This window comes from Phyllobacterium sp. K27, from assembly GCF_054796155.1.
In genome coordinates this window covers 97,383-114,788 of the sequence record NZ_JBTWND010000004.1, presented here as the reverse complement: position 1 = coordinate 114,788, position 17,406 = coordinate 97,383, and the positions used below count along the sequence as shown (strand labels likewise).

19 protein-coding genes are annotated in these 17,406 nt (G+C 53.3%); 8 read left to right on the top strand and 11 right to left on the bottom strand.

From position 1 onward, the window contains the following. Positions 1–9: 9 nt before the first annotated feature. Positions 10–963 (bottom strand): ABC transporter permease, encoded by a 954-nt coding sequence (locus tag ACYJL1_RS22040; protein ID WP_460899286.1) that lies wholly within the window; start codon positions 961–963, stop codon positions 10–12. 72 nt (positions 964–1,035) lie between these two features. Next, positions 1,036–2,622 carry an ABC transporter substrate-binding protein gene (locus ACYJL1_RS22035; protein WP_460899285.1) on the bottom strand — a complete coding sequence of 529 codons (1,587 nt, stop codon included), beginning with the start codon at positions 2,620–2,622 and terminating at the stop codon, positions 1,036–1,038. A 502-nt stretch (positions 2,623–3,124) separates the two neighbouring features. Here ACYJL1_RS22035 and ACYJL1_RS22030 point away from each other — a divergent pair. Next, complete coding sequence (locus ACYJL1_RS22030) at positions 3,125–3,364, top strand: hypothetical protein (protein WP_460899284.1); 240 nt, start codon at positions 3,125–3,127, stop codon at positions 3,362–3,364. A 154-nt stretch (positions 3,365–3,518) separates the two neighbouring features. Here the strand turns inward: ACYJL1_RS22030 and ACYJL1_RS22025 are convergent, their stop codons facing one another. After that, positions 3,519–3,932 carry a DUF2147 domain-containing protein gene (locus ACYJL1_RS22025; RefSeq protein WP_460899283.1) on the bottom strand — a complete coding sequence of 138 codons (414 nt, stop codon included), beginning with the start codon at positions 3,930–3,932 and terminating at the stop codon, positions 3,519–3,521. Positions 3,933–4,144: 212 nt separating this feature from the next. Here ACYJL1_RS22025 and ACYJL1_RS22020 point away from each other — a divergent pair, with 212 nt between their 5' ends. The 4 genes from ACYJL1_RS22020 (at position 4,145) to ACYJL1_RS22005 (ending at position 5,914) form a co-directional block, all read left to right on the top strand. Beyond that, on the top strand, positions 4,145–4,489 hold the full coding sequence (locus ACYJL1_RS22020; protein WP_460899282.1) for an ArsR/SmtB family transcription factor: 345 nt from the start codon (positions 4,145–4,147) through the stop codon (positions 4,487–4,489). After that, positions 4,480–4,803 carry an SRPBCC family protein gene (locus tag ACYJL1_RS22015; RefSeq protein WP_460899962.1) on the top strand — a complete coding sequence of 108 codons (324 nt, stop codon included), beginning with the start codon at positions 4,480–4,482 and terminating at the stop codon, positions 4,801–4,803. Before ACYJL1_RS22020 ends, ACYJL1_RS22015 begins: the two co-directional genes overlap by 10 nt. A 36-nt stretch (positions 4,804–4,839) precedes the next feature. Next, entirely contained in the window at positions 4,840–5,460 is a 621-nt protein-coding gene (locus ACYJL1_RS22010; RefSeq protein WP_460899281.1) for an ATP-dependent Clp protease proteolytic subunit, read from the top strand. Positions 5,461–5,545: 85 nt separating this feature from the next. Then, the gene (locus ACYJL1_RS22005; protein WP_460899280.1) at positions 5,546–5,914 is read left to right on the top strand and encodes a YbaN family protein; all 369 of its coding nucleotides are present in this window, start codon (positions 5,546–5,548) and stop codon (positions 5,912–5,914) included. Here ACYJL1_RS22005 and ACYJL1_RS22000 read toward each other — a convergent pair. The 6 genes from ACYJL1_RS22000 to ACYJL1_RS21975 form a co-directional block, all read right to left on the bottom strand. Beyond that, a complete protein-coding gene (locus ACYJL1_RS22000) occupies positions 5,911–6,987 on the bottom strand; it encodes an ABC transporter ATP-binding protein (RefSeq protein ID WP_460899279.1) in 1,077 nt (358 codons plus the stop codon). The genes ACYJL1_RS22005 and ACYJL1_RS22000 overlap by 4 nt on opposite strands. Further along, positions 6,984–7,925, bottom strand: a complete 942-nt coding sequence (locus ACYJL1_RS21995; protein WP_460899278.1) for a PfkB family carbohydrate kinase — start codon at positions 7,923–7,925, stop codon at positions 6,984–6,986. Before ACYJL1_RS21995 ends, ACYJL1_RS22000 begins: the two co-directional genes overlap by 4 nt. 1 nt (position 7,926) lies before the next feature. Then, positions 7,927–8,949, bottom strand: coding sequence for an SIS domain-containing protein (locus ACYJL1_RS21990; RefSeq protein ID WP_460899277.1), 1,023 nt, complete (start codon positions 8,947–8,949; stop codon positions 7,927–7,929). Beyond that, positions 8,946–9,791, bottom strand: a complete 846-nt coding sequence (locus ACYJL1_RS21985; RefSeq protein WP_460899961.1) for a carbohydrate ABC transporter permease — start codon at positions 9,789–9,791, stop codon at positions 8,946–8,948. Before ACYJL1_RS21985 ends, ACYJL1_RS21990 begins: the two co-directional genes overlap by 4 nt. After that, the gene (locus ACYJL1_RS21980) at positions 9,791–10,672 is read right to left on the bottom strand and encodes a carbohydrate ABC transporter permease (RefSeq protein ID WP_460899276.1); all 882 of its coding nucleotides are present in this window, start codon (positions 10,670–10,672) and stop codon (positions 9,791–9,793) included. Before ACYJL1_RS21980 ends, ACYJL1_RS21985 begins: the two co-directional genes overlap by 1 nt. Before the next feature lie 82 nt (positions 10,673–10,754). Then, the gene (locus ACYJL1_RS21975) at positions 10,755–11,993 is read right to left on the bottom strand and encodes an extracellular solute-binding protein (protein WP_460899275.1); all 1,239 of its coding nucleotides are present in this window, start codon (positions 11,991–11,993) and stop codon (positions 10,755–10,757) included. Positions 11,994–12,190: 197 nt separating this feature from the next. Here ACYJL1_RS21975 and ACYJL1_RS21970 point away from each other — a divergent pair, with 197 nt between their 5' ends. Beyond that, positions 12,191–13,405 carry an ROK family protein gene (locus tag ACYJL1_RS21970; RefSeq protein WP_460899274.1) on the top strand — a complete coding sequence of 405 codons (1,215 nt, stop codon included), beginning with the start codon at positions 12,191–12,193 and terminating at the stop codon, positions 13,403–13,405. Between the two features lie 94 nt (positions 13,406–13,499). Here the strand turns inward: ACYJL1_RS21970 and melA are convergent, their stop codons facing one another. Both melA and ACYJL1_RS21960 read right to left on the bottom strand, forming a co-directional pair. Beyond that, on the bottom strand, positions 13,500–14,873 hold the full coding sequence (gene melA, locus ACYJL1_RS21965; RefSeq protein ID WP_460899273.1) for an alpha-galactosidase: 1,374 nt from the start codon (positions 14,871–14,873) through the stop codon (positions 13,500–13,502). Between the two features lie 157 nt (positions 14,874–15,030). Next, the gene (locus tag ACYJL1_RS21960; protein WP_460900015.1) at positions 15,031–15,162 is read right to left on the bottom strand and encodes a hypothetical protein; all 132 of its coding nucleotides are present in this window, start codon (positions 15,160–15,162) and stop codon (positions 15,031–15,033) included. Positions 15,163–15,333: 171 nt separating this feature from the next. On the opposite strand from ACYJL1_RS21960, the gene ACYJL1_RS21955 reads away from it, so the two are divergent. After that, complete coding sequence (locus ACYJL1_RS21955) at positions 15,334–16,206, top strand: AraC family transcriptional regulator (RefSeq protein ID WP_460899272.1); 873 nt, start codon at positions 15,334–15,336, stop codon at positions 16,204–16,206. Positions 16,207–16,379: 173 nt separating this feature from the next. Continuing rightward, positions 16,380–17,399, top strand: a complete 1,020-nt coding sequence (locus ACYJL1_RS21950) for an ABC transporter substrate-binding protein (RefSeq protein ID WP_460899271.1) — start codon at positions 16,380–16,382, stop codon at positions 17,397–17,399. Positions 17,400–17,406 lie beyond the last annotated feature (7 nt).

The following is a 17,406-nucleotide window of genomic DNA, read 5'->3' as shown; positions in this document are numbered from 1 at the left end:
ATCCATGCGTCAGTTCCTTTGAATGCGGGGGTCAATGGCGCCTTGCAACACGTCGACAATTAAATTGACGAACACGAAGAACATGGCAAGCACGAGGATCGTGCCCTGAAGTACAGGCAGATCGCGGGTGAAGATCGCACCGTTCATGAGAAATCCGGTTCCCGGCCAGGAAAACACCGTTTCGATAAGGATCGATCCCCCAAGCAGATAACCAAGCTGCAGACCCATTACGGAGATGGCCGTGGGGGCTACGTTGCGGATGACATGGCGCATGATCTGCCGGGTCATCAGGCCCTTGGCGACCAACGCCTGGGTAAAATCCTGTAAAAGAATATCCGCGACGAGCGATCGAATTGTTCGTGCGATAATGCCCATCGGAATGACCGACATGGTGATGGCCGGCAGGATCAGGTACCGGATGTAATCCCAATCAAGGGAACGTCCATCCGAACCGCCTGGCCCACCCCCCATCGCCGGAAGCCAGCCAAGCTTTACCGAAAATGCGATGACGAGAACCATACCGAGCCAGTAATGGGGAATACTCACGCCAATCATTGACAGACCCGACGCAACACGATCGATCCACGTTCCACGAAAGACGCCCGCGAGGAAACCCAGGCTGGCGCCAAGTGTGAAGCCGATCACGGTTGCCGCTACCGCGAGGATCAACGAATTGACCGCGGCATCAGCGATTTCCCCGACGACTGGACGTCCCGTTGCAATTGAATTGCCTAGATCGCCATGCAACGCTCTCCATCCCCACAGGCCGTACTGAACGACGAGCGGACGATCGAAGCCGTAAAAGCTACGCATCTGTGCCTGCTGTTCTGCAGACGCATCCGAAGGTAAAATGGCTGCCAAAGGGTCGCCGGGCGCGATATGAATGAGCAGGAAACAGACGATACTCACACCGATCGCCACTGGTATGACATGCAATAAACGTTTCAAACTATAAAACAGCATGATGTCCTCATTGAAAACAAATCGGGCATTGCGATGGGGAAGCACTGACGGGATGCGCATCCCCATGCCGCGTTATTGCTCAATTGTTATGGGTGAGAAGTCCTGGAACCAGTTCTGTGCCTGAACAAAGCCTTTGACATTCTTCGACATTGCCCGTGGATTGACATCATGGGTTACCATCAGAAACAGCGCTTCGTTCACGTATTTTTCGTGAACCTGCTGCAAAACCTTGTCTTGCTCTGCGGTGTCGAATGTGTTGCGTACTTTGTCAAACAGCGCATCCATTTCCGGATCGCAATAATAACCCCAATTCGTTCCGGCCGGTGGCGCGAGATTGCACTGCAGGTGACGAATAAGTCCCGTGAAGGGATCCTGGATAAAGTAGCTGTAATTGACCGCCGTCGCGCCCTTCGAGCTTGCATCCTTGGCGCCCGCCCGCCATATATTGATGACCGTATTCCAGTCAGCGACCTCATACTTGATGTCGATGCCGATTTCGGCGAGCGTCTGCTGAATATATTCGTTCATCTGTAACGGCAGCATCTGACCTGAACCCGAGGAAGAGATAATCACCCTGGTCTTAATGCGTTTGTCAGGCCCATAGCCGGCCTCTGCCATCAGTTTTTTGGCTTCCTCAACATTATAGCTCGGTTTGAAGGTAGGGTTTCCGAACCACTGATGGTTTGGTGGCATAAATCCTTCGGCTGGTATCATGAGTCCGCCAAGGAGCTCTTTGAGACCATCGCGATCAACAGCGAGGTTAGCCGCCTTACGCACACGGATATCGTTCCACGGCGAGCCTTCAACGCGCGACAAGTGCCACGTCCAGTTATGTGGGTAGGAATTGGTGACGATCGTAAAACCAGCCTCCTTGAGGGATGCTACTGAATCTGGAGCCGGTGCCTCAATCCAGTCCACTTCCCCGGATCGCAGCGCCGCGACGCGAGTATTTGGTTCCGGAAGTGGAATGAGCACCAGTTTGTCGAGCTTGGGTACGCGCTTGGCATCCCAGTATTCTTTGTTTGGCGTCAATTCGGCACGTTCGCGTGGCGTGAATCCGCTCTCAAGCTTCCAGGGCCCTGTTCCCGACGGCTTTTGAGCCACCGCATCCCAACTCTTGCCCTGAGCTTCCCAATTGGCAGGGGACGAAATGGTGATCCAGCTAAGCTGATAAGGCAGCGTCGCATCCGGCGACTTGGTGACAATTTCAAGTGTGAGTTCATCTATTGCCCTGTAGCTTGCGACTGCAGGAATACGGGATTTGCCCTGTGCCGACTGTCGAGGGTCGAACTGCGGAACCTCTTGCTTCAGCAATTTGTCGAGATTCCAGACAATCGAGTCGGCCGTCAAGGCACTGCCGTCATGGAACTTGACCCCAGGGCGCAGTTTGAACGTCCACTTTGTTTTATCCGTCGCATCAACTGCCCAGGATATCGCCAGCCCGGGAGCAAGTCCTGAGGGTTTATCGGCTTTGGAAAGATCCCATTCCACCAACGAATCATAAACGGTATAGCCCATGAAACGTTGTCCTTCACCGCCCTGGTCAGTCTGACCCGTGGTGAGAGGGATATCAGAAGCAGTCATGCCAATACGCAAGGTTCCGGCAGCGAAGCTAATAGTGATCGCAGATAGCGACAGGGCGATGGCTGTCGCTCCCATACACACTGCTTTCCTTAAACCAGTGCCAATAGCCACGTGGTTCCACGGTGCACACGATATGCTTGTTTGTACCCATTTCATTCTTTATCTCCGCATTGGGTGTTCCCAATCAGGGATATGCATGTTTCATGCCAGTTTTCACAAAATGGTGTTTCCTGCCGGTATCACTGATATCCTGGATTCTTGCAGACAGTATTAATCAAAACATCGGCTTATAATCCGGCGAACTGATTAATCGTTGTGCGGTGGCCACGTCTTGGGTTTCATGGTAGTTTTTCGGGAAGATGACGCGAGGCTTCGATGGATTTGTTGCAAACGTTTCATCCATAAATGGGCTGTGGCGATCACGGATACTTGGTTGAACCGCGGAAATTGCGATGTTCAACGGCCATCATTTGATTGATCTGTCATCCTGCTGTGCGTACGCTGGTATCTCGCCCACGATCCGGATAAAGGTTCAACTCTGAACGGCCCCGAGCCGGGTGCTGATGTTGGCGCTTGCATGGCTCATCACTGGGTAAAAGTGATTGTGGACAGGTTGCCAAGCAGCGGCAATGAAATTGCTGACGTTCTTAAACAGCATACCGTCGATATGGCTACTGACCTGATCGTGATGGGTGGGTATGAACATTCACGCCTGCGCGAACGCGTGTTCGGCGGTATAACGAAGCCTACGATTGATCATCCGACAATTCCCATTGATCCGGATCAATCCGCAAGCCGCTGCAGTACAGAAGCATGATGCTCGTTGGAGGGAGCGGTCGTCCCGTCTGCCTCGTCTCGTGGAGTCTTGTGCTAAAATGAATCCGCATTACACATCATACTTCAGCAACAAACGGCACCCAGTTTTGGTGCCGTTTGTATTCTTATCACCCCAACGTCCTCCAGATGCCAAGCTATTCAACGCGTTGCCAGACAGAAGTCTTGCATATTAGTCCGCCGAGAACGCATCCAGATAGTTTCACGTCTCTATCTGAGAACTTGGCTTTTCCTGAATAAGTCTTGCCGCTTTCTGTGTCGTAGAGGGAGCCTGCATATGTAGCAGGACCCGTGGATTTCAAACTGACCGCCTGAATACCAACCACAGACCGATTCCGTTTTGAAGCATCCGGATTCTTAACGTCATTTACCGGGTTTTTCATCCATACAATCTTTCCACAAAGACCGACTTCGCAATCGTTTACCTGGACCTTGGTACCACCGGACTCATTGATATAAGTCCCGGTTATTTCCTGGGTCTGGGCGATAGCGCCAGTTGCAATTGTTGAGGCCAAAAGAAGCGCGAAGCCAAATTTTTGATATGTTAACAAGGTACATCTCCATAGGACGGTCCAGCCTTACTTGATAAGTGGGCTAATGGTTTGCTGAGTAAGCATATAGGCAGCGAATCTGACAAGATTAGGGGCAAAACAAGAGTTAATTCCGATCGCTCACCGCGGCGCTGCTTCTGATACGTTTGGACATCTGCTTCTATCCACAGATAGCTCTTGCGAATCACATAAGTGTATGCTTATGTATTTTCATGAGTGAAACAGAGTTTTTCAAGGCACTTGCTGACCCGACCCGACGTGCTGTTTTTGATCGCCTTGCCGATGGCGAAATGAATGCAACAGCGTTGCGACAAGGCTTTGCGATGTCCCAGCCTGCCATGTCACAGCATCTTGCTGTGTTGCGTAGCGCCGGGCTGATCACCGAGCAAAAGCTCGGCCGTAACGTAATATATAGGATCAATCCTGGCGGGATTGCGCGAATGCACCAATGGTTAAGCCGATATCATGCCTTCTGGCCAAAGCGGGTGGATGAACTCAAACGGCTTCTCAAGGAGATGGATCAACGACTCGCAAAAGCGAAGAGCACATCAGTCTGATTTATGAACTGGATGCGGCACCAACGAAAGTCTGGCGCGCATTGACCATACCCGAATATGTCTCGCAGTGGCTGGGAGGTTCTGATAGCTCCGATGGTGGTCACGGACCGGTGGAAGACAGTTTCGAGCTCCATCTCATTTCGGCGGAGCCGGATACCAGCGTGCGCTATAGCATCAAAGACAATGAAGCGGTCAGCACAGTGACGTTCCAGATCAACGCGAATGGCAAAGGTGGAACCACCTTTCGTATCGTGCATGAACAATCCATGGTTGCTGCAAACTGTAATTTACCCAGGCGACGTCACGCCGCCTGACAACGACTTTTCAATTTGACAGAGAGGAGTTCGCCTATGCGCGACATGATGCAGCTTGTCCCTATGGTCGTGGAGCAGTCCAGCCGAGGAGAACGGTCCTTTGATATATACTCACGGCTGCTGCGCGAACGGATCGTTTTTCTCAACGGCCAGGTGGAAGATGGAATGGCGGCATTAATTTGCGCACAGCTGCTCTTCCTTGAATCAGAGAGCCCCACCAAGCCTGTTTCCATGTATATCAACTCACCTGGCGGTGTGATAACCAGCGGCCTCGCAATCTATGACACAATGCAGTTCATCACATGCCCGGTTGCAACATTGTGCATGGGTACCGCCCGATCAATGGGTTCATTCCTGCTGATGGCTGGAGAACCCGGTCACCGAACTGCACTGATCAATTCCAGTATCCATGTGCATCAGCCACTTGGAGGATTTCAGGGTCAAGCCTCGGATATTTTCATCCATGCCGAAGAGATGCGACAAACCAAGCAGCGCATGACGAGATTATATGCTGAACACTGCGGACGCTCGTTCGAGGACGTGGAGAGAACATTGGATCGCGATCACTTCATGACCGCAGACGAGGCAAAAGAATGGGGACTTGTTGACACCGTTTTGTCAAAGAGGGAAGGGCCGCAGCGACTGCTGCCAGGCTGAGTCTGCTATAGCAAATCCGCTGACTTCACACGCAAAAACATGTAGACAGTTGTCCACTATAAACAGCGGGCTGGAAGAAAGCGGTATGAACAAGACGAAGCGGGCGATTTACTTCACGCTCGGCTGGATAATGGTAGTGCTCGGCTTCATCGGTGTACTTCTTCCCGTGATGCCGACAACGATATTCCTCATTCTGGCCGCTTGGTGTTTTGGACGCTCCTCACCGCGTTTTGAAAAATGGCTGCTTGAGCATCCCGTGCTCGGGCCGCCTTTGATCAAATGGCGCGAGCATGGCGCTATACCGGTCGAGAGCAAATGGATCGCTTGTGGCGGTATGGTCTTTGGCTACGTGTCATTTTATCATTTCGCCCGGCCAACGCCATTACTGGCAGGATTCGTTGCCATATTCTTTATCGCCAGCGCTGCCTACGTTCTCAGCCGGCCGAGCATCTAAATTCTCTTGTCTGTTGATTTGGCGAAAACATGCAGAGCGCCGGCATCGATAGCCAACCGTTGCGTGCTTCCGACTGCCACCTGCGATCGCGGTGGCAGACTGGCGGTGAGGCGTTGACTACCAACCGTTGCTGTAACAACGAGTTCGGGTCCTGTCAGCTCAACCACTTCGATTTTCGCGTCTATGCCGAAACTTGTGTCTCCAGCAGGCGCAAGAGTCAAACTTTCGGGTCGAATCCCAACCGTGATGTTGCGTGCTGCGGCAGCTGCTTTATGTCGTTCCAGGGGGAGGGGAATGCTGCTCAATGTCCCATCAATGTGGGCAATCCCGTCGGCAAAAGTAGAATCCAGCATATTCATCGGTGGGGAACCGACAAAACTTGCAACATAACGCGTGGCGGGGCGATTATAAATTTCATCCGGCGTGGCAAGCTGTTCGATCTGACCGTCGCGCATGACCGCAATGCGCGTTGCCAGTGTCATTGCCTCAATCTGGTCGTGTGTCACATAGACAATCGTGGTACCAAGCATCTGATGCAAGCGCTTCAGTTCGGTTCGCATCTCCATGCGTAGTTTCGCATCGAGATTCGAAAGCGGCTCGTCAAACAGGAATATTTGCGGGTTGCGAACAAGCGCGCGGCCTATGGCAACACGCTGGCGCTGACCACCGGAAAGCTCGGATGGCTTACGCGCCAGCAGGCTCTCGATTTGAAGTATTTTTGCAGTCTTTTGGATCGCAAGATTCCGTTCTGCTTCGGCGACTTTGCGCATCTCCAGACCAAAGCCTATATTGCGCGCGACCGACATATTCGGGTAGAGCGCATAGGACTGGAACACCATTGCTATATCCCGGTTCTTGGGGTGAACTCCGGTTACAGAACGGTCGCCGATGCGCACATCGCCACCCGTTGCCTCGGCAAGGCCGGCGATAATATTCAACAGTGTTGACTTCCCGCAACCTGACGATCCGAGCAGGACGAGAAACTCGCCATCGGCAAGCGACAGATCGATCCCCTTCAAAGTTTCGATATTGCCGTAGCGTTTGCGAATATCAACCAGCTCCAGCGCACTCATGACTCATTCTCCGAAGCGACTTTAAGATTTTCACCATCATAACGGCGAGGCAAGGTAGATATGGCCATGGATGCAATGCGCACTCCGGCCTGCAAGCTTTCTTCAACACTTTGACCGCTGGCATGTGCCGCGACAAAAGCGGCATTGAAAACATCGCCGGCTCCGATGGTGTCGACAATTTCAACCAAAGGAGCATCCGCCGAGACAATGGCATTGTGCGGACCTACGGCAAGCGCTCCTTTCGGACCACGTTTGACCACAACGATCGCTCCTTCCGGCATCAAGGCCTTAAGCTTTTGCGCAGCATCAACCGGATCGATGGTGTGGGTGAGATGTACAGTCTCCACCTCATTAAACAGAGCGATATGGCAGCGGCTTAACCAGTGTCGCGTACGCGAACGGTTTTCCTCGTCCCAGCCGTCAACAGGCCAGCCGGTATCAAGGGCGATCTTGATATTATGTGCATCCGCCCAATCGAACAGTCCGTCATATTCGTTGGCAAGTACGCTGGTCAGGAACGCGCCACACAAGATTGCTGTGCCACCTTCAAGGCGCTCTGGATCAAGCATGGCACGCACATGTGGCCACGACAAGTGAGCGATGTGGCCCTGGGTTGTGAAGAAAGTGCGTTCGCCATTCGGGTGAGTTATACCTACCGAAAGGGTTGTGCCCACGGGTTCCACTGGCCAGTGCGCAGCGTAATCTCCGAATCCCTGCCGCAACCACTCGCCAAACTGATCATTGCCGACATTGGCGGCAATTTGAAAGTCGAGCCCCAGTCCTCTTAAAGTTAAAGCCGCATTGCCGGCCGAACCTCCAACCCTGAGTTCGTCATGATCGACCATGACCTCTGTTCCTGGCGTTGGCCAAGGTTCAGCTGGCCCCAGTATGAGGTCAACATTGACGTTGCCGATAATAGCAAGAGGGCGCAGCGCCATCCTATTCGCTCCGCGTAATCTTGGTGGAACGTACAGGTGTTCCAAGGTCCGCCACACGCGCGCCGGCGAAGCCGATCATGAAATGTTGCGCAGCGGGCAACAATGCAAAAACGGCGGCAATGTTGCTGGCAGGACCAACATCAATCATTACGGCCCCTTTGACCGGTGCATGGCCCGATGCATCGAAAATAACAACCGGTGACCCGGCATCAAGTGCTGAGATAGCCATGCGGCTGACGAATTCCGACGTTCCCTCCTTGGCACGGAACAGCACAACACCAACATTTGGCCCAAGCATCTCCATTGGTCCGTGCCGCAATTGACCACCTTCCAGCGAAAAACAAGGGATACGCGACAATTCTGTGAGACCAAGCGCTATGGCTTCAGCCACACCCTGCATTCGCCGTCCCGAGGTGACAACCGCTTTCACATCGGACAGGGCAGAAACGGCTGCCTTGACTTGTGCAATGTCAGACGATTCCAAAATGCGCAAGGCATCTGCCGTGTCCTCTCCCAGCGCATCAATGATCGCAAGGTGCAAAGCAAAGCTAATGGTCAGGCTGCGCGTCGCAGCAAATGCCTTTTCAGTCCCTCCTGCACCGACGAGAGAAGGAACTTTACGCGCCAGTGTCGATCCTTCCTCCAAGGTCAGGCCGAACGTATCAGCGGGAACATCTGCCTCCTCGAACCACCGTAAAACCTCGGCGCTTTCGCCCGATTGTGACGTGAGGAGAATTGTCTTGCCTGCCAGTGACAAGGGGTGGCCCAACTGTTCGGATAAAGAAACCGCAATCGCATCAATACCAAGACTCCGGTAGAATGGCTCAACTGCGCGACCGACTGCATGAGAACCGCCCATGCCGAGCAGCAGCAATCGCCCGGTCTTGCGCAATGATTGCGCAATTGTTGCTGCCAGTTTCGAGGCATTTTGAAATGAAGCAAGAGCATCTGCATTCTGCCGTGCCATTTCTTTTTCAATCGCGACAAGTCCGGCAGGTCTAATGGTTTGAGAAAGCATATTCATCCTTTAACGCCGCCACTTGTCAGGCCCGAAATCAGGGCGCGCTGCATAACAAGACCAATCAACAGCGGGGGGAGGGCAGCCAGGACACCCGCTGTGGCAATCAATCCGTAGTCCGAGACACGTCCGCCGGCCAGATCGGCAATTGCCACGGTCAATGTCTTGGCGCGCTGATCGGATGTGAACAGCAACGCATAAAAGAACTCATCCCACGCGAGCAGAAACGCAAACAAAGCAGCCGTCGCCATGACCGGAGCTACCAGAGGCAGTGTGATGAGGCGTAATATCTGGTCCAGCCGCGCCCCATCCATGACTGCCGCGCTTTCGATCTCGCGCGGAATAGAGTCAAAACCTGATTTCAACAGCCACGTGGTAAAGGGTGCCAGGATCGTCAGATAGACCAAGGCGAGACCAAAGACGTTGTTGAGCAATCCCAACCATGCGAGGGCCATATAAAGCGGAACAGCAAGGGCGACTGGTGGAAGCATATAGGTGGCAATCACGGCATAAAGCGACCAGCCGACCGATGGTGTCCGCGAAACGGCCCATGCCGATGGAACGGCAACTGCAAGGGCTGCGATGGTCGCCATGCCGGCAACCTTCAGGCTGTTGAAAAGAGAGGCGATAAAGGCTTCACCCGCACTGTTGCCAACTGAAGAGAGCAGCAGGCCATATCGAGACAGATCGATGGTATCCGGCCACCAATGCAATGGTTTTGTGATCAGGTCGGGCGTTGAGGAAATGCTCATGATGAACAGCCACGCGACCGGAGCAAGAATGACAACCGCCAAAAGCAAGGCTGCAATGTGGACGAATATGGTTAGAGCCAGGCTTTGACGCTCCATCATGAGGCTCCTGCTGTTTTGCGTATAAGGGCGGCATATGCGACAGCAAGCACCGTTACCAACAACGTGACAATCAGCGCCAGCGACGCGCCTGATCCGGCTCGCTGGAAAGAGAACGCCTCCTGATAAACAAGTATGGACAAGGTACGCGTGCTGTTTGCAGGACCACCACGGGTCATGACCCAGATAATATCAAAGACCTTGAATGCTTCGATTGTTCGCAAGACCAATGCCACCATGAGCGGCCCTGTCAGGTAGGGTAGGGTGACAAATCTGAAACGTGACCAGACACCCGCGCCGTCCACCATGGAAGCAGCCGTAATATCCCGTGGCACCGCTTGCAAAGCAGCAAGAGCAATAAGGGCGACCAGTGGAAAGTTCTTCCAACAATCCGCCAGGATCAGCGATGCGAGTGCGGTGCCGGGCTCGCCGAGCCAGGACCGATAGGAATCAAGCATACCTGTCTGTACGAGCAGTGCATTCAGTGCGCCGTATTCGGGGTTGTATATCAGCCGCCATAAAGTGGCGTTAACCACTGTCGGGAGCGCCCAAGGCAAAATCATCAATGCACGCAAAACCGAGCGACCATAAAATCGTTGATTAAGAAGCAATGCCGCCAGGACGCCGATCACCATCTCTGCGGAGACAGAAAGAACAGCAAACCAAAAAGTTGTCAGGAGTGAACGTTGGAAATTCGAGCCGGAAAGGATCTTGACGTAATTGTCCAGTCCAACAAAACTCCCTTGTGTTCCAACAAGCTTTGCATCGGTGAAGGACAGCCGGATCGTATCGATCAGCGGCCAGCCAATAATCGCAGTCATGACGATAAGCAGCGGCAGCATAAGCAGCCATGCTCGGGTCGTAATCCAATTGTTCGTCATGAAGTATTGTCCGTTATATCACCAATAATACAACTATTTAGAGAAAAAGGCGGCATGCAACGCGGCCGCCTTTCCAATCAATTCATAGTCCGCTATTTTCAGCCGCCGCTTGCAACGCGGCTTCTGGCTCTGCTTGGCCTAACAGCGCTTCCTGGACTGCTTGTTGCAATGCCGTCGACAGCTCCTGATATTTTGGTGTTGTTGGGCGCGGATACATGGCTGCCAGACCCGTCTTGGCAGCCGCGATCAACTCTTCCTGACCTTTTGAAACTGCCGGGTCATCATAGGACGACGTCCAAATTGGCAAGCTGAGCTTGGCATATTGGTTTTGCGTCGCCTGAGAGGTCATGAAGGTGATGTACTTCCATGCCTCGTCAGGATGTTTGCTGGTCGAGGTAATTCCGAGGCCCATGGAGCCATTGACCGCCGAAACCGAGCTCTTGCCCTCAACGCCGGGAGCAGGAACCACGCCAACCTTGCCGGCAACCTTGCTGTCCTTGGGATCGTTGGCCATGTTGTACATGTAGGTCCAGTTCAAGGCGAAGGCCGCTTCGCCATTCTGGAATACGCGACGCACGTCCTCCTCGAGAAATTCTTTCGAATTGGGATTGGTCAGACCTGACTTATAGCTTTCGACCATGTAGTTGAGCGCATCGAGGCCACCGCCTGTCTGGAAGACCGGTTTGCCATCCTTGATAAAGCTACCGCCAAAGGCACTGACAAGTGTTGTATAATCACAAATCGCAGCTTCTGCCTGTGACCAGCTCCATGCTATCGGCGTTGAGAGCAGGCCCTTGTCCTTGATGGTCTTGGCCTGCTCGGAAAGCTCGCTCCAGGTCGTGGGTGGATTCTTGATGCCGGCTTTTTCCAGAATTTCCTTGTTATAGAACAAATATTTAGTGTCGAGAATCCACGGCAGACCATAGCGCTTGCCTTCATACTCGACAGTCGTCCATGCACCGGGCAGAACGCCTGATTTCATCTCTGGAGTGATCTTGTCCGATACATCAACCAACACTTTGTTCGATGCATATTCAGCAGGCCAGATCACGTCGAACAATACAACGTCATAGCCGCCGCCTGATCCTTGTGCGAGTACAGTCTTATCATGCAGGCCTTCATAAGGGACGAACTCGAGATTGACCGATACATCCGGGTTTGCCTTGGTAAACGACTCTGTCATGGCGCGCACATCAGCTTCGCTGTAAGCGGCCTGTGCCATAAACAATGCATTGATCTTGGTTTGGGCGTGGGCAGGCACGGACAGTGCCGCCGCTAAAAGTGTCGCGCCAAGAAGCGCGGTCGTAACCGATTTCAACATTCTTACCTCCTGTTTAGCTCTGGCAGTTCTGAACGCTGACCGTTATGGACAGAGATCGATAGTCGTGACAGATCGAGAGCTTTTGCTCACGTTCCCCTGGAGACGATTTGTTCGGCGACTCTTTCGGTCGACTATTAAATCAATTCTCTTGACTTATTAGTCGATCAATATTCTCCTGCTGTCAAGAGGGCTAAAAAATGGATGACAGACCGTCGATACGGGCAAAAAGCGGTACCAATCTTGGTGGCGCAAGCGCACATAATCGTCGCATCATGATTGATGCGTTACGGATCAATGGAGCCTTGTCTCGTGCCGACCTGGCAAGGGCGACCGGACTGACGCCCCAGACCGTGTCTAACATCATCGAAGAGCTGGCCGCTGAAGGTCTGGTGCGTTCGCAGGCAAGCATTCGAAAAGGAAGGGGACAACCCGCCACGCCGTATCACTTGGTGCCCGAGGGGGCATTTGCAATCGGCCTCCAGATTGACCGTCACGTAACACGTACTCTTATCGTCAATCTCGTTGGCGACGTGCTGGTACAGATGGAAGCAATACTTCCGCCAGGGGGCCCAGAGACGGGCGTTGTCGTCGTACTTGATCTGGTGGCGCGAGCCCGGACACGATTGGCCAAGCAAGTTCCTGGCGCTGAAGATCGCCTTGTCGGGCTTGGGATCGCTATGCCCGGACCTTTTGGCATCAATACGCTCTATGACGACCCGTGGATGATGACGGCCTGGCAAAGCTTTCCGCTTGTAGAGCGCATTGCCGAGGGTACGGGTCTTGAGGTTGCGTTGCAAAATGACGCTTCTGCAGCGGCTACCGCAGAGCGGTTACTCGGTGCAGCACACGGACTTGACCACGCGATCTGTATTTACTTCGGCTACGGCTTGGGTACGGGTCTTATCCTCAATGGGGAGCTCTACGGCGGTGCCTATTCCAATGCCGGAGAGATCGGCATGATGCTGACTATGGTGCCGGGAGACAGTGCCGACGTTGAGCCACTTGAGCATTATGCGTCGATGGCAGCACTGTGCAAACTGCTGCAACTCGATCCGTCTGCGCCCGATCTGTTTGCGATGGTGACAGATGCGGTGCTGCTTGGCGGACCAAAACTTGAACAATGGATGGACGACGTTGCAGAACGATTGCGTCGCGCAGTCCAGATGCTCGAACTCGTTTTCGACCCTCAAACGGTTATTCTGTGCGGAGGCGCTCCCCGGATGCTGATTGATCAGCTTGTTGAAAAGATCGAGCCCCTGTTGCCATCCATTGCTGACCGGACGAGCCGTTATCCGCAGCCGCGGCTACAGGCCGGACTTGCGGATCCCTGGTCCGTTGCTTTGGGCGCTGCTGCCGAACCGATCGCCCGCGCTTTCAACCCGCGATTCTCCGCTATTCTCAAGAATGTGTGAGCCAGGAGCGAAATCTTTTGTCACAAGAAATGATAAGGAGACGGCGAGCCCGTCACACTCGCCATCACATCAATGCGATTGCTGGTTACCAACCTTACGCAGCTCGTATTTTTTGCGACGCCTGGGTCCAGGCCGGCAGCCAATCACGGTGAGCATTGAGAAGATCATCGACCAGTAACCATATCTGGTCCAGATCCAGCTCAGCTGCCGTATGCGGGTCCATCATGGCGGCATGATAGATATGCTCCCGGTTCTCAGTCATCAATGCCTGCACAGTCAGCTCTTGCACATTAACATTGGTGCGGATAAGCGCGCCCAGTTGCGGCGGCAATGCGCCGACGTAGGTGGGTTGTATGCTGGAGGCATCGACGAGGCAGGGGACTTCGGCGGCGCAACTGGCGGGCAAAGAGGTGATGCAGTTATTATTGCGCACATTGCCGTAAATCACCGAAGGTTCGCCCGTCCATACCGAATGCATGATGGATGATGCATACTCATGGCTCTCTTTGACTTCTATCGTGTCTGCCTTAGCGTAATCGGCCGCCTGATCCTTCCAATGTTCGATCTGTTCGATGCAGCGCTTGGGATATTCATCGAGCGGAATGCCGAACTTCTCGATCAAATCATCGCGGCCTTCCTTGATGAAATAGGGCGTATATTCGGCAAAGTGCTCAGAGCTTTCAGTGACGAAATAGCCAAGTCTTTTCAGCATTTCATAACGCACCTTGTTCGGGCAGCGCGGGTTCCAGTCGCCCGGCTTGGGGAAGCGACCCTCGTGATAGCCACGAAGAAGGTCCGGATAAAGATCGCGATAGCTGCCATCGGCCTGCCGGTGCTCGAACTCCAGATAGAACGCCATATGATTGATGCCCGCCGCGCGATAGCGGATTTCTTCAACGGGAATATCGAGATCACGGGCAAGCTCGCTTGCGGTTCCCTGAACCGAGTGGCAAAGACCTACCTGCCTGATCGCCGGATATTTTTCAGCAATCGCCCAGGTGTTGATCGCCATGGGATTCACATATTGCAGCAAGATCGCTCGTGGGCAGACGGCCAGCATATCCTCACAGATTTTCCAAAGATGCGGAACGGTACGCAGACCCCGCATGATACCGCCCACACCGAGCGTATCGGCGATGGTCTGACGCAGGCCATATTTCTTCGGGACCTCGAAATCAGTGACCGTGCACGGCTCATAACCACCAATCTGAAACGCAACCACGACGAAATCGGCGTTCTCGAGCGCACGACGTTGGTCCGTATAGGTTTCAATGGTTGCCTTTGCGCCTAAAGTCCTTGCAAGTTTCCCGGCGACGATTTCACTTTCCGCAAGTCGCTGGGGATTGATATCCATCAGGGCGATCTTTGCGCCCGACAAGGAAGGGCGTTGTAGCAAATCGCCGATAATATTTTTCATGAAGACGGTCGATCCGGCTCCTATGAAGGTAATCTTGGGTTGTCTTGGCATGGTAGTCTCCCAGGAGGATTATGCAGCTACCTCGAAAGCGGCTTTGACAAACCGTTCGGTGTAAGCGGTCTTGGGGTGGAAAAGAACGCCATTGTCGGGCCTTCCTCGACGATCTTACCGTGCCGCATGACCAGGACGCGATCCAGAATAGCTTTGATCATCTTGAGGTTATGTCCGTCAGGGCGAACTCGACGTCCTTGAATTCCGGCACGCAAAGAATGTCCGTGAAGGGCCTCTTGGTGAAGCCAACGCTGTCGGCACCGATGATGGCGATCTTGAAATTGCTCATGCTGACCTCTGTCGTTTAGAACAGACGGTGACAGTCCGACACTGTCTGAATAGTCTGTTCAATCGCTGTTCTTTGCCGGTATTATGCGTATATTCCCCAGATCGAACAGAGAGGGATTGTGCTATTGGGGGTAATTTTGTGCTGCACAAGTTGATCGCTTGCGGGCAAGCGATGAAGACGGTCTCCCTGCCTCGCGGGCGTCATTCGCTGCACACCATGCCCACCAGTACCGGGTATGAAGTCCGGCGTGATGAATTGTATGACTGGGATGGCCGCAAACGCGGTCAAACGCCCTTTACGGTGCTACAGCACACGATCAGCGGCATAGGCAATCTGCGGTACGAAAACCGCAATCATAAAGTGCGGGCAGGTGAAACTCTGCTCGTTTTGGTACCACACAATCACCGCTATTGGCTGGAGCAGGGCAATCACTGGGAGTATTTTTGGATTTCAATGAATGGTGAGGAGGCCTTGCGCATCCATCGTTCGGTTCTTGCCGCACAAGGACCGGTCCTGCGATTGCCAACCGATACCATAGAGCATCTTGCTGATTGCAGTTTGCGCTTGATCCAGGAAGCAGAAACGGCAGGCAGAGCCTCAGCCATTGCCTATGAGGCGGCCATGGCCCTGTATGACGGCGTATTTGGTGCGCACCCGTTCGATCAGAGCGAAGGGTCAGTCATGCAGCCTGTGATTGATCACATCAATGCCAATCTTGATAAACCGCTCCCGGTTGATGAACTGGCAGCCGTTGCTGGGCTGAGCCGCGCGCATTTCTCACGCATCTTTGCCGAGTGCGAAGGGCTGCCGCCTGCGGAATTTGTCTTGCACAAACGGATGCAGCACGCGACGAAGCTTTTGACCAACGCAGCATTTTTGCCAATCAAAGAGGTGGCAATAATGACCGGTTTTGACGATGCCAACTACTTTTCGAAAGTGTTTCGGCGTATTTATGGTGCCAGCCCGACCGAATTCCGCACCACGGGCATGTATGCCAGCGTCAAAAGCCGGATCAGCCCGGACGACAATCTGCGCTCGAGCTGACGAGAACGATAATCCAGACGGCGCTCCAAGCCGACTCCCTTTTGTCCATTTTTCGGAACGGCTTGTCTTGCCAGAATCCTGATGCTAACTTTTCTCAAAATCAGAAAACAAATGCACAGCCAAACTGGTGTCTCCAGCTTCCAGATCAAGGTTATGCAATCAGGAGGATAAATATGGAACGCCGTCAATTTCTTGCGGGTGCCGCAGCACTTTCCCTGCTTGGTGCTTCAAACTCAAAAACAAGCGCCCAAACCACGGGCGCATTGGAAAAAACCAGTATTACATTGGGTGTTGGCGGCAAACCCCTTCTCTATTATCTCCCGCTGACAATTGCCGAACGTAAAGGTTTCTTCAAGGAAGAAGGACTTGACGTTACCGTCAATGATTTTGGTGGGGGAGCAAAATCCTTGCAGGCATTGATCGGTGGATCCGTCGATGTTGTAACCGGCGCCTATGAGCATACAATCCGCATGCAGGCAAAGGGACAGGACGTCCGCGCCTTATGTGAACTTGGTCGGTTCCCGGCCATTGTCATTGCTGTTCGCAAGGAACTTGCTGACAAGATCAAGTCTCCAGCCGATTTCGCTGGATTGAAGATCGGCGTGACAGCGCCTGGCTCATCGACTGCATTGACAGCGCAATATGCGATGGTCAAAGCCGGGCTCAAGGCCAACGCCGCCCCGCTGATTGGCATCGGAGGCGGTGCCAGCGCCGTGGCTGCCATAAAACAGGGACAGGTCGACGTGATTTCACATCTGGACCCGGTCATTGCCAAGCTCGAGTCAGATGGCGACGTCACCATCATCATTGACACCCGCACTGAGGAGGGAACAAAGGCACTTTTCGGGGGATCAAACCCAGCGGCAGTGCTTTATGTCAAGAAAGAGTTTGCCGATGAGAATCCCAACACCTCTAAAGCCTTGGTCAATGCCTTCGTTAAGTCGTTGAAGTGGTTGCACAGCGCTTCCCCAGAGGAGATTGCCGATAGTGTTCCGGCTGAATATCAGTTGGGAGACAAGACGCTTTATCTGAAAGCAGTTGCCAATTCCCTGCCCACCTATTCGCTTGACGGGGTCCTGACAATGGAAGGTATGCAGTCGGTACTCAATACCCTGAAAGTACTTGATCCAGAATTTGCAAAAGCTGACATAGATCTTGCTGCAACTTTTGATGACCGGTTCATCAAGGGATAGGCAGCAT

What these genes read in the sequence shown, in the direction of transcription:
- ACYJL1_RS22040 (WP_460899286.1), bottom strand. Translation starts at nt 963, where the DNA reads ATGCTGTTTTATAGTTTGAAACGTTTATTGCATGTCATACCAGTGGCG.
- ACYJL1_RS22035 (WP_460899285.1), bottom strand. Translation starts at nt 2,622, where the DNA reads ATGGGAGCGACAGCCATCGCCCTGTCGCTATCTGCGATCACTATTAGC.
- ACYJL1_RS22030 (WP_460899284.1), top strand. Translation starts at nt 3,125, where the DNA reads ATGGCTCATCACTGGGTAAAAGTGATTGTGGACAGGTTGCCAAGCAGC.
- ACYJL1_RS22020 (WP_460899282.1), top strand. Translation starts at nt 4,145, where the DNA reads ATGAGTGAAACAGAGTTTTTCAAGGCACTTGCTGACCCGACCCGACGT.
- ACYJL1_RS22010 (WP_460899281.1), top strand. Translation starts at nt 4,840, where the DNA reads ATGCGCGACATGATGCAGCTTGTCCCTATGGTCGTGGAGCAGTCCAGC.
- ACYJL1_RS22005 (WP_460899280.1), top strand. Translation starts at nt 5,546, where the DNA reads ATGAACAAGACGAAGCGGGCGATTTACTTCACGCTCGGCTGGATAATG.
- ACYJL1_RS22000 (WP_460899279.1), bottom strand. Translation starts at nt 6,987, where the DNA reads ATGAGTGCGCTGGAGCTGGTTGATATTCGCAAACGCTACGGCAATATC.
- ACYJL1_RS21995 (WP_460899278.1), bottom strand. Translation starts at nt 7,925, where the DNA reads ATGGCGCTGCGCCCTCTTGCTATTATCGGCAACGTCAATGTTGACCTC.
- ACYJL1_RS21990 (WP_460899277.1), bottom strand. Translation starts at nt 8,949, where the DNA reads ATGAATATGCTTTCTCAAACCATTAGACCTGCCGGACTTGTCGCGATT.
- ACYJL1_RS21985 (WP_460899961.1), bottom strand. Translation starts at nt 9,791, where the DNA reads ATGGAGCGTCAAAGCCTGGCTCTAACCATATTCGTCCACATTGCAGCC.
- ACYJL1_RS21980 (WP_460899276.1), bottom strand. Translation starts at nt 10,672, where the DNA reads ATGACGAACAATTGGATTACGACCCGAGCATGGCTGCTTATGCTGCCG.
- ACYJL1_RS21975 (WP_460899275.1), bottom strand. Translation starts at nt 11,993, where the DNA reads ATGTTGAAATCGGTTACGACCGCGCTTCTTGGCGCGACACTTTTAGCG.
- ACYJL1_RS21970 (WP_460899274.1), top strand. Translation starts at nt 12,191, where the DNA reads ATGGATGACAGACCGTCGATACGGGCAAAAAGCGGTACCAATCTTGGT.
- melA (WP_460899273.1), bottom strand. Translation starts at nt 14,873, where the DNA reads ATGCCAAGACAACCCAAGATTACCTTCATAGGAGCCGGATCGACCGTC.
- ACYJL1_RS21960 (WP_460900015.1), bottom strand. Translation starts at nt 15,162, where the DNA reads ATGAGCAATTTCAAGATCGCCATCATCGGTGCCGACAGCGTTGGCTTC.
- ACYJL1_RS21955 (WP_460899272.1), top strand. Translation starts at nt 15,334, where the DNA reads ATGAAGACGGTCTCCCTGCCTCGCGGGCGTCATTCGCTGCACACCATG.
- ACYJL1_RS21950 (WP_460899271.1), top strand. Translation starts at nt 16,380, where the DNA reads ATGGAACGCCGTCAATTTCTTGCGGGTGCCGCAGCACTTTCCCTGCTT.